This window comes from Bradyrhizobium sp. BRP20, assembly GCF_020194215.1.
GTDB classification, from domain to species: domain Bacteria; phylum Pseudomonadota; class Alphaproteobacteria; order Rhizobiales; family Xanthobacteraceae; genus Bradyrhizobium; species Bradyrhizobium yuanmingense.
In genome coordinates this window covers 76,906-87,742 of record NZ_JADYVY010000023.1, presented here as the reverse complement: position 1 = coordinate 87,742, position 10,837 = coordinate 76,906, and the positions used below count along the sequence as shown (strand labels likewise).

Sequence of the window (10,837 nt, the reverse complement as noted above, 5' to 3'; positions counted from 1 at the left end):
AGGCGGAAGATGTTATCCAGGATCTTGGCGTTGTTCGGCTCCTGCTCGAACTTCACCAGCTGATTGTCCACGGTGTCCAGGCTCTCGCTGGTCTCCGTCAGAAACTCCCGCAACAGATCATCCATGAGCTACGCCTTACTGACCCGGGCCGCAAACGCGACGTCCGAGCCACCCTTGGCACGGACGGACGCCCTATTTTGGATCGTTAGACATCCCCTTTCACAGTCCCGTTAATTTCATCCTCCGTGCTACTACGGATTTTGAAGAGAAGTTTGCGGTTCTGCCGCGTGTTGCAGCGCTTTTCGGCAAAACCATCCCCGCGCCGCAACGGCGGGAGCCGCGCGGTGAACGAGCCACTAATCGCGCGACGCGGCGTGCGAGAAAGTCCTGCTCGTGAAGAACGATAGAGGCGGTCGAGGCAAGCCGGCCGCGCCCTCGTCGCGCGAGTGCTTGGGCGTTGCCGGATCTAGGCGGTCCACGCTCGAGGTAAACGAAGCGTTACCCCGCGGGGAAAGCGGCTCGTGTCGCGCTAACCGAGCTGCACGGCCGTGGCAATGTCGGAGCGGGGGCGAGGCTCTGCCAGGCAATCGTTGATGGCGGCGAGCAGCGCGTGCGGCGTGAACGGCTTGCGCAGACAGCGCGCGGCGCCGAGCTCCAGCGCCATCCGCAGGAAGTCCGGCGCGGGCGAGTCCAAATTCGCGAAGGCGTAGCCGGACATCGCGATCAGCGGAATGACCGGAGCCCGGTCGTGGAAAATCCGGATCGATTCGAACCCGCGCATGTGCGGCATGAAGATGTCGATGATCATCAGATCGAATTGCTTGTGCTCGAGGGCGCGCAGTCCGGCTTCACCACCCTCGGCGATCGTCACCCGAAAATTGTTGCGCTGGAGGTAAACCTCGATGGCCATGCACACCATCGGGTCATCGTCGACGACGAGAATATGGCGCAGATCGTCTCGCCCGGATTGAGCTTCCCGTTCCGGCGATTCAACAATCGAACCGTGGGGCACGCCTTTCTCCTTTGCTTTCGATGAGAGATGAAACTAACATTTTTGCGGACGCGGTCGAGGCGACGCGAGCCGGCCCGATGGCCAGCGCGACTGCAATGCCTTCCGGCTCCTGAGGCCCCCTTGCCGCTTTTTCCCTGCGCAATCGTTGCAGGACGGCCGCCTCGTCAACGAATCAGCGTGCGCTACTTAATTCCGCCGCAAATGAGACAGGCTGTCTGCCCTCTAACGGGTATATGGACGACACCACAACCTTTAGATTAGTATTTGCGCGCCGTGCAACTGAGTGACGAAGGCCGCCGCGCCCAGCGTCCATCGAACCCGCCGGATTAACCTGCATGACCGTGAGCGGCCGCCCGCCCAACCAGCTGCTGCAACTGCTCGATGCCGCGGATTTCGATCTGCTGCGTCCGCACCCCGCGCCGGTTGAAATGGTCAGCAAATCTGTCGTGGGCGAGATCGGCACTGCACCGAGACATGTCTACCTCCCGCATGGTGGATGCGTTTCGATCAGGGTGAGCCTGTCCGAAGGACAGACGATCGAAATTGCGATGCTGGGCCGCGACAGCGTCGTGGGGGCCGGTGCGGCCCTTGCCGACGGCATCTCGCCGATGGACGCGGTTGTGCTGTTCCCAGGAGCTGCTTCGGTGATCGAAATCGGAGTTTTCCGCGCGGTCGCGACCGCAAGCGCACGCCTCCGCAAGCTGATGGTCCGCCACGAGCAGGTCATGCTCGCGTATGTGCAGCAATCGCTGCTTTGCAATACGCTGCATCCGGTCGCGGCTCGGCTCGCGCGTTGGCTGCTCCGCGCCCACGACCTGTCCGACGGCCAAATCCTGCCGCTGACCCAGGAGGCGCTGGCGCAGATGATCGGCGTCCGCCGCAACGCGATCTCGCTGGTCGCGCATGCGCTGCAGCGCGCCGGCATCATTCGCTACAGCCGCGGCCAGATCGAGATCATCGATCCCAAGGCGCTGCTGGCGACGTCCTGCGGCTGCTATTCGGCGGTGAAGGCCCATCACCTGCGCCTGATGGGAATCGTGGCGTGACGGGAGCACGATGCGATCTCTGTGTTCCGACGTGCACGCAGCGTCGATGCATCGCCAGGGCCGGACAACTTGTCTCAATTGCCAATATATCCCGCCGCGAGGATGATGGAACTTACCCGCGCACCGCGTGAGTGCAGGCGTGCGATTCCCAGGTGCAAGGGTACGGAGGAGGCAGCTTTGGAAAGCATGGCGCGTCCGTCCAACGGTTTCCTGTCCGCACTGTCGGCAGACGATTATGAGTTGATCCGCCCGCACCTGCGAACTGTGGATCTGCCCCACGGGGCGGTGCTGGTCGAGACCGGCGAGACGCTCATGCGCGCCTATTTTCCTCACCGCGGCGTCATCTCGCTGGTGGTTGAACTGGCCAAAGGCGAGCATGTGCAGGTCGCCATGATCGGCCGTGGCAGCCTGCTCGGAACGCTCGCCATCGAGGGTGATGCGTGTGCGTTGAACACCGCCATCGTGCTGGTTCCCGGCGCCGCCTCGGTGGTGGATCTGGACCGCCTGCGCATGGCCGCCGATCAGAGCAGCGCCCTGCGTACGCAGCTTGCGCGTCACGGGCTGGCGGTCTACGCCCAGGTGCAGCAAACCGCCGGCTGCAACGCCGCTCATCCGGTGGAGTCGCGGCTGTCGCGCTGCCTGCTGCACACGCATGACATGTCGGGCGAGTCGCGTCTGCTGCTGACACAGGAGACCATGGCTCAGATGATCGGGGCCCGGCGCAACAGCGTGTCGCTGGTCGCCAACTCCCTGCAGCAGGCCAATTTCATCCACTACAGCCGCGGACACATCCAGATCACCAACCTGGACGGGCTGCGCCAGACGGCGTGCGAATGCTACGCCGCCGTGAAGGCCCAGTACGACCGGCTGCTCGGCCCGCCCTGAACGCCGCGGTCGCTTGGTAAACCGCGGGCTAATGCCGGCCTGCAAACACCAGCCATCCTGCTACCAGAACTGAAATTCGAAGGCCGTACACACGCGACATGCCTCGCGCGGCGGCGTGCCGCGCGACACGAACCGGGATCAGGGCAGGCAAGACATGTTTGACGTCACCGTCGGGCTTGCGAACGCGATCGATGCCGAACCCGCGCGCGAGCCGCGCGCGTACGAAGCGCTGGTGCGCGAGATCGGCGAGGACGGTGCCGGCGAAGTGCGCGACGTGTTCTGGAGCGAGACCTGCGCGCGCCTGCAATCGTTCCGCACGCTCTCGCCCGCGCAGCACCACGCCAGGATCACGCGCGAAGCGCATTCGTTGAAGAGCGCGGCCGGAACGTTCGGCTATCTCAGGCTCGCAGCGCTGGCGCTGCGGCTGGAGAAAACCGCGGAAAGCCTCGGCGAGACCGAATTCCGCGCGCTGCTGGACCTGATGGATGCGGCCTACGCCGCCGCGCATGCGCAGGAGCCGCAAGGCTAGCTGGCTTGGGATGCGCGCTCGTCGCGCTGCTTCGCGTGAAAACGCTCCGGACTACTCGCGCGTGCATTCCCGCCGTACTTCTACGGTTTGCGATTTTCACAGATGGCTAATCATAGCTGGCGATAGTCCCGGAAAACCAGGAGGGTTTTCCATGTTCACCTACGAGACCGCAGACCAGAAGGAGGTTCGTCGCTTCCGGATCGCACAGTTCAACGGCCGGATGGCGACGGTGAAGGCCGGCGAGTCGACCGTGACCGGCTTCGTGCGCTCGGTGCTGGAGCAGGAATCGAGCATGCCCCCCCGCTGGACCATCACGATCATTCCGAGCGCGCCGAAGGAAGAGATCAAGCCGCTGCGTCCCACCTCGCGCGCACGTCCCTTCGCCGAAGACTATTTCTGAGCGCCACGGATTTCCCAACTTTCGAGATAGGCGTCGGGTCTCGCCCGACGGCGGGCGACGGGCCCGGCCTCAGTCGATCGAATGCAGCAGCGCCGCACGGACGAGGTCCGCGGTGTTGCGCGCACCGAGCTTGCGCATCGCCTCGGCGCGATGGCTCTCGAAAGTGCGCGGACTGATCTGCATGCGAAGCGCACCCTGCTTGTTCGAGTAGCCTTCGCTGATCAGCCTCAGCACCTCGCGCTCGCGCCTGGTCAGCCGCTTCTGGCCCGACGGGCCGATCAGATCGGCGCTCGGCGACCGCGGCGGTTGCAGCACGCGGACGGCCTTCGATTCCGCTTCTTCGGACGGGCTGGGTAAGCCGCCCTTGGAGCCGCCCTTGGGCGGGCCGGCGAGCTGCTTGACCAGGCCGCAAACGCGCTCGGTCTGGGCCAGCGCGTTCTCCACCACCCGCTGCAAATAGGCGCGATCGCCGGTCGCGGGGACGAGCTGATCGCTGTGGTGCTTGATCTCGCCCATGTAGAGCAGCAGCGCGGTCAGGGGGCCATTGAGCTCGCGGGCGATGGCAGCCGCCATTTCGTCGGCCGCCTTGGCACGCAAGGCGCTCAGGCGGGCGAAATCGAGCTCTTCAGCTGAAGCAGCGCTGCTTTCGTGCCATGCCGACGGCCGCGAATCGGTGGCCGTATCATTCTGTGACCCCATGTCACTCGTTTAGCGGAACCGGGGCGGGTCTGTGATTAACTTTTTGCTCCGTATGACTACGGTGATTTGGACGGTTTTACGCTGAAATGACGACTTCGGCACAATTTGTGCTTGCGCGGTGCCGCACGCGACCATGCAGCGGTTGAGTTTTCTGCCGAATGCTGGGCTGGGAACGGGAAAAGCTCCTCGGCGAACGCCTTGCTCCGACATCCACCCCCCGGATTTTACGGATTAATTAACGGCGACTTGCTTCTCTAGGGAGGTTGAGAGCGCGCAAATGCCTCCACGCATTGGGCCCGCAAGCCCGCGGGCCACGCTGCGAAAGATTGCGTGCCATGGACGAGATCGACCGGCTATCGGAATTTCTGCAGAGGCTGACGCCGCTGTCGCGCAGCTGTCTGCTCAGCGAGCTCGAACGGCTCGAGCTGTGCGGCATCGACATGCCGGGTTCGGCCGACATCCAGGCCCGCTTGCGCGCCGAATTCCGCAAGGACGGATCGACCCAGGCGCGCGCCACCAGCCCGTCGCGCTATTTCTTCGCGCCGCTCGAGCTGCTGCTGATCGATGGCGCGCCCGAGCATGCCAACATGGGGCGGATCTCGCGCAATACCCTCACCCCGATCTGGGAATGGATCTGCCGCGACCTGCTGCCGACCATGGCGCGCGACTACATCAAGGCGATCGGCGACCAGGTCGCGGCCAACAACCCGAAGGAGGTCCAGAAGATCGCCTCGACCTTCCAGATCAAGGTCGTCAAGGTCCTCGAGAGCACCCTCGCCTCGCCCGAGAGCGCCGAATCCGCGCGCGCCAAGCTCGGGCAATATACGGCCTCGCGCACCGCCTTCGACGACGTCGTGAAGATGCTGCACGTGTTGCGCGCCGGCGATGCACTGCCGAAGCTCAACGCGAAGCTGCCCGACAAGATCGCGAAGTTCGACGACGGCCAGGTCGCTCAGATCACCGCGCAGCTCGACGCCTTCAAGAAGGCCCATCCCCAGGCGCTGCCCTTCGCGCTGGCACTGGTGGCGCGACGCCTGAGGACGTCCTGGCAATTGGTGCGGCTTGCGACCCGAGCCGCTGCGAGCAAGGCCGCCGCAGACGTCGCCGCCACGCCCTATGCCTGCGTCGTCCACATGGTTCTCGACCGGCTCGACGACAAGCGTCTCGCGCTTCGCGTCGCGCTCCGGCACAACCGGGTGCTGATCGCCCGCGACCTGCTCGCCGACATCTACGACACCGAATATGCGCTCAAGGTCCGCATCGACGGCATCGAGCAATGCGAATGGGGCGTCCGCCTCCAGCAATTGATGGACGCGATCGCGGCGCTGGTCTCCGCAGAGGTGAGCCGCTTCCCTGCCAATGTCGGCCACATTCTCGGCTCGCGGCGGCTGCGCAGCCACGATACGCTCAGTGGCAAGCTGAGCTATCTGGCCTGGAAGGGACGCGACGCGATGCAGGACGGTGCGGCGGCGTTCCGCAAATTGATCGGGCAAACCTAAAGCGTTTGAGCATGATCTTTCCGGAAAACCGCTGCACACTTTTCCGGATCATGCTCTAGACCCGGTTCGGCCGCGAAAAACCGTGCGCCGCGCGGCTAGCGCGGCAGGCACAGGAAGCGGTCCATGAATCGCCCTGACAGCACGAACCTGAACCACCAATACATCATTCGCCGCATCGACATAGCTGTAGTCCTCGACAGCCCTCCACCGGCTCGGGGGAGCTTTTAGCGCGAGGGCGGCAACGCGCGTGTGATGTGCTTCACATTCTCGGCCGCCGGCACGGACCCGTTGTCGCAGAACCGTCACGAGCGAAAGGCGGCGGTGCGCGCATCGCGGGAAGACGCAAGCGTGAAAGCCGCCGCCGATTCACGTTGCGCCGGCTTCATCGCCGCCGCGGGACAACCGCGCGCGTGCACCCAAAGATTTCGTCGACAAATTAGCTCGAATTGCAGGGCTTAACGTTACTCAGATAATTCAAGAACGATGTGAAGCTCTCCTTATTTGAACCCACGCTCCGCGTTTAAGAAACCGTCACGGAACGGGAGTGGTGTACGATGAACGATGGGATGATTGAACTCGTCGGACGAAGGCCTGTGACCTTCGGACGGCGAAAGGTGACGCCGCGCGCCTGCGTGGCCGACAGCAAGCGTCACTTGCGCGCGTTCCTCAGCGAGATCCTCGAGGATCTCGGCTTCGTCACCTGCGAATGTGCCAGCGCCGACGAGCTGAAGACGGTGCTCGCGAGCGAATTGCCGGACCTGATCCTGCTCGGCGTCGCCGCCGACGGCATCGAGCCGGGACGATTCCTCGAAGTCCTGGTGCGCGAGGCATTCGCCGGCAAGGTTCTCGCCGTCGGCGCCCGCGATTCGATCATCGTCAAAGCCGTGCGGCAGGTCGGCGACGAATATGGCCTTGCGATGCTGCCGCCGCTGACAACGCCTTTCGCCGCGGAGACGCTGCGCGAGCGCGTTGCGATGCTGCTGCCGGAGGAGCCGGCGCCGAGCCCGGCCGTGCATGTCGGCGAGGCCTTGCATGCCGGCTGGCTCGAGCTCTGGTACCAGCCCAAGATCGACGCGCGCACGCTGGTCCGCAACGGCGCCGAGGCCTTGGTGCGGATGCGGCATCCGACCTGGGGCGTGGTGCCGCCGGCCTATTTCATCCCGGAGCCGCACGATCCGCATTTTCGCGAGCTGTCGGAGTTCGTGATCGATCGCGCCATGCAGGACTGGCACTATCTTCTGGAGCAACAAAGTCCGGTCGACCTGTCGATCAATCTTCCCGCCTCCTATCTCAGGGAGCCGCAGGCGGTGCGCGATCTCTGCCGCCGCGTGCCGACGCATCCGGCCTTCGGCGGACTGACGGTCGAGATCGACAGCGAGGAGGCGATCCGCGAGCTCGATCTCCTGGCCGAGGTCGCGCGCGAGGTCGGCCTGCACAATATCGGGCTGTCGATCGACAATCTCGGCGCCAACTGGCCGCAGCTGATGGAGCTGGACAAGATTCCCTTCGTCAAGCTGAAGGCCGACCGGCAATTCGTCACCGGCAGCGGCGGCGATCGGCTGAAGCGCACGGTGTGCCGTCACATCGTCGAGCTGGCGCAGACCTTCGGCGCGCGCGCGGTGGCGCAAGGGGTCGAGAGCCGCGCCGACCTCATCGCAGCGAGCGAGATCGGCTTCGATGTCGTGCAGGGCTTTCTGTTCGGCAAGCCGATGCCGCTGAAGAAGTTCGCGAAGGCCGCGCTGACGCGAACGGTGATGGGGCAGGCGTGAGGCCTAGCGGCAGACCCAGACGCCGTTGACCAGCACGCGGACGCAGGCTGGCGCCACGACGGCAGCTCCTGCGGCTGCTGCACCGACGGCGGCGCCACCGACCACGGCACGACGCGTCGTTCGACGTGCGACGCCCGCGACACTCGCCGGCGTCGCTGGCCGCCCGACTCGGGCTTCCGCGCTCTGGATCGCGAGTGAAAGACCGTCCTCGGCCGACCACTGCACCGAGCCCAATGCTGCGCAGACAACAACGGCGCCGGCTAACCACAATTTCGTTCGCTGTCGCATCACGTCCTCCCTCGCTTGTCATGCATTAAAGGCAGGCACCGCGCCGGGACAGGCATTGATCTAGATCAAGGTTTGGCGTCGCCGCCTCACGCAAACCGCCGCGCGAAGAAGACGCAGGCGACCACGATTGCCGTCGCGGCGATCATGCTTGCTGCGACCGGCTCGCCCAGCAGAAGGCCGGCGAGCGCAAGGCCGAAGAACGGCTGCAGCTGCTGCAGCTGGCCGACGCGGGCGATGCCGCCGATGGCGAGCCCGCGGTACCAGAAGATGAAGCCGACGAACATGCTGAAGACCGAGACGTAGGCGAGCCCGATCCAGGCGGGCACACCGATGCCGCTCCAGACCGGCGGCCAGGTCAGCACCGCGAGCACCAGCATCAAGGGCAGCGCGAGCAGCAGCGCCCAGGAGATCACCTGCCAGCCGCCGAGGCGGCGCGACAGCGCGGCGCCCTCGGCATAGCCGAGGCCGCACAGCACGATCGCGGCGACCATCAGGAGATCGCCTTTGAGCGAGGCCGCGCCGTCACCGGTGAGGGCGAAGCCGGCCACGGTGGCGCTGCCGAGACCCGCGAACAGCCAGAACAGCGGCCGCGGTCGCTCGCCGCCGCGCAGCACGCCGAAGATCGCGGTCGACAGCGGCAGCAGGCCGATGAAGACGATGGAGCGCGCGGAGGTGATGTGCTGGAGCGCGAGCGCCGTCAGCAGGGGAAAGCCGACCACGACGCCGACGGCGACGATGCTGAGCGAGGCGAGATCACCCCGCTGCGGCCGCGCCTGCCGCAGCACGGCGAGCACCGCCGCCCCGATCAGCGCCGCTATGACGGCGCGCGCCGACGTCAGGAACAGCGCCGAGAAGCCGCCGACCGCCACCCGCGTCGCCGGCAGCGAGCCGCTGAAGATGATGACGCCGAGAAGCCCGTTGCCCCAGCCGCTGGCGGAAGAGTGCATGTTGGTCTCGCTTGGGTAGGGGGCGGCTGGCCGGGTGCCATGACGGTTGAACGCTTCGCGTTCAGCCATGGAACAACAAAGGTGCGAAAACAACCCCATGCACAGTAGACGGGGGTTGCAAGATCAATGGGTTAGGTGGGAGGCTGAATGAGGTGCGGGTCGGGCGGGGTTTCGGGAGGCAAAAAGTCGGGGGATCGTGGTTTGACGCGGCTATCCGGCGCACCCGTGCGAGCTGACGGCAATTGGCGGCGAGCGCTGTCGCCCATTCCGAATGACGTCTCCTGTCATTTGCTTCGTCGGGCAAAACAGGAGCATAGTGGCATCATCGCAGGAGGTCGGACAGGCAGGGCTTTCGCCCGGGTCTCGTGAAGGCGTCTGCCGCCGGACGGTGTGCGTTTCGTGCACTGTCACCGCAACATCCAGCATCCGCTCAGGCGAATTGAGAATAGCGGGAAAGCTGAAAGAAGGATTCTGCCTGGTAGGACGGATCGGTGGCAAGGCGAGCAAGCCTTTGCCCGATAGCGGGCGCGAACTTCGCACCATGGCCTGAACAGGCGGAGCAGACGATTAGGCGGGACTCCGGCCAGCGATCGATGATGAATTCCTCGCCCGCGTCTAGCCGGCGGTCGGCGGGCGCGGTGTTGGTGTAGAGGCAGACGTCGCGATCGATGATGGGCCCGGCCGCACCCGGGACGATGGCGGCCAACGCTTCGCCGATCGGGCGAAGTTCAGCATCGGTGGCGTGCGGACCCCAGTCGTCAGGGCCGACCACGGGCCCGTGGTTGTGAGGCGCAGCTTTGACGCCGCGCTCCTCGAAATCCGGAAAGCCGTAGACCGTGTCGTTCGGACCTCGGTCCAGAATGAAGATCGGGAAACGACCGAGCGCCACGGTGTCGGGGCTAGCAGGCGCGAACCAGCCGACCGCCTGTCGGGTCACGTTGAGCAGCGCGCCTAGTCGCGGGAGTGCGCGACCGAGCCATGGGCCAAGCGCCAGAATCGCCCGCTCGGCGAAGAACTCTTCGGTATCAGTGCGGATCGACAGGCCGTCCCGGTGCGGCGAAAAGCTCGCGCGCTCCGCAATCACGCGGTTCCCGGCGCGTGCGCGCATCAGTTTCATGACGACCTCGGTGTGGAGGATCGCACCACCGTCCTGCACGACGACGTCCCAGTCGTCGGGCAGGTTGAAAGCCGGAAATTCCTTGTTCGCTTGAGCCGCGGTCAACATGGGATCCGGGCGCCCTTTCGCGATCGCGGCCGCGCGCGAGGACGCCACCATGGCGGAGCCGGGGCGGCCGGCCTCCAAGACAGGAGCCTCCGTCAGAATTGTTTGACCGCTTTCGCTCTGCAGCCGGATCCAACCGGCATGAGCCTCGTCGCTCAGGCTGGTGTAGTTGGGGTTTTCGAAATTGAAGCGACGGAAAATGCGACATGAACCATGTGACGAGCCTCGATCCGAACCTGCTGCGACAGGGTCGAATCCGAGCGCATCGACGCCGGCATCCAGCAATGCGCCCAGCGCTGCTCCGCCCATGAGCCCCAGACCCAGCACGGCAACTTCGCATTTTCGCATGAAGGCCTCGCAAGCGATGCTACGACGCGGCGATCATCATCGTGATTTCGCGGGCATGCAAGGTCGACGGGAGGCGATTGCGGCACGACGGCCTGCTCGCGGCAACCGCGTTGGCGCACGATCTGACGCTGGTGACGTGCAATGATCGCCATGTTGCGGCGCTGAGAGCGAGGATGATGAATCCATTTGGGGT

At 65.1% G+C, this 10,837-nt stretch carries 11 protein-coding genes; 6 read left to right on the top strand and 5 right to left on the bottom strand.

Features of this window, described 5'->3' with window-relative positions:
- Nucleotides 1-529: 529 nt before the first annotated feature.
- A complete protein-coding gene (locus I6F33_RS33925; protein ID WP_162131166.1) occupies nt 530-952 on the bottom strand; it encodes a response regulator in 423 nt (140 codons plus the stop codon).
- Nucleotides 953-1,347: 395 nt separating this feature from the next.
- On the opposite strand from I6F33_RS33925, the gene I6F33_RS33920 reads away from it, so the two are divergent.
- From I6F33_RS33920 to I6F33_RS33905, 4 genes are all read left to right on the top strand, one after another.
- A complete protein-coding gene (locus I6F33_RS33920; protein ID WP_225145416.1) occupies nt 1,348-2,058 on the top strand; it encodes a Crp/Fnr family transcriptional regulator in 711 nt (236 codons plus the stop codon).
- A 186-nt stretch (nt 2,059-2,244) separates the two neighbouring features.
- Nucleotides 2,245-2,943: a Crp/Fnr family transcriptional regulator gene (locus I6F33_RS33915; RefSeq protein WP_192893380.1), complete on the top strand. Its 699-nt coding sequence runs from the start codon at nt 2,245-2,247 to the stop codon at nt 2,941-2,943.
- A gap of 154 nt (nt 2,944-3,097) precedes the next feature.
- Nucleotides 3,098-3,472 carry an Hpt domain-containing protein gene (locus tag I6F33_RS33910; RefSeq protein WP_225145415.1) on the top strand — a complete coding sequence of 125 codons (375 nt, stop codon included), beginning with the start codon at nt 3,098-3,100 and terminating at the stop codon, nt 3,470-3,472.
- A 151-nt stretch (nt 3,473-3,623) separates the two neighbouring features.
- Nucleotides 3,624-3,872: a hypothetical protein gene (locus I6F33_RS33905; protein WP_036024694.1), complete on the top strand. Its 249-nt coding sequence runs from the start codon at nt 3,624-3,626 to the stop codon at nt 3,870-3,872.
- A gap of 69 nt (nt 3,873-3,941) precedes the next feature.
- On the opposite strand, the gene I6F33_RS33900 is transcribed toward I6F33_RS33905, so the two are convergent.
- Nucleotides 3,942-4,571, bottom strand: a complete 630-nt coding sequence (locus tag I6F33_RS33900; RefSeq protein WP_036024692.1) for a LuxR C-terminal-related transcriptional regulator — start codon at nt 4,569-4,571, stop codon at nt 3,942-3,944.
- A 335-nt stretch (nt 4,572-4,906) separates the two neighbouring features.
- Between I6F33_RS33900 and I6F33_RS33895 the strand changes: the two genes are divergently transcribed.
- Both I6F33_RS33895 and I6F33_RS33890 read left to right on the top strand, forming a co-directional pair.
- A complete protein-coding gene (locus I6F33_RS33895; RefSeq protein WP_225145414.1) occupies nt 4,907-6,070 on the top strand; it encodes a hypothetical protein in 1,164 nt (387 codons plus the stop codon).
- A 554-nt stretch (nt 6,071-6,624) separates the two neighbouring features.
- Entirely contained in the window at nt 6,625-7,839 is a 1,215-nt protein-coding gene (locus I6F33_RS33890; protein WP_225145413.1) for an EAL domain-containing protein, read from the top strand.
- A 3-nt stretch (nt 7,840-7,842) separates the two neighbouring features.
- Here I6F33_RS33890 and I6F33_RS33885 read toward each other — a convergent pair whose 3' ends face one another.
- The 3 genes from I6F33_RS33885 to I6F33_RS33875 all read right to left on the bottom strand — a co-directional run bounded on the left by I6F33_RS33885 (nt 7,843) and on the right by I6F33_RS33875 (nt 10,623).
- A complete protein-coding gene (locus I6F33_RS33885) occupies nt 7,843-8,127 on the bottom strand; it encodes a hypothetical protein (protein WP_109141799.1) in 285 nt (94 codons plus the stop codon).
- 86 nt (nt 8,128-8,213) lie between these two features.
- Nucleotides 8,214-9,074, bottom strand: a complete 861-nt coding sequence (locus I6F33_RS33880) for a DMT family transporter (protein ID WP_225145412.1) — start codon at nt 9,072-9,074, stop codon at nt 8,214-8,216.
- 430 nt (nt 9,075-9,504) lie between these two features.
- A complete protein-coding gene (locus tag I6F33_RS33875; protein ID WP_346657224.1) occupies nt 9,505-10,623 on the bottom strand; it encodes an FAD-dependent oxidoreductase in 1,119 nt (372 codons plus the stop codon).
- Between the last annotated feature and the right edge of the window lie 214 nt (nt 10,624-10,837).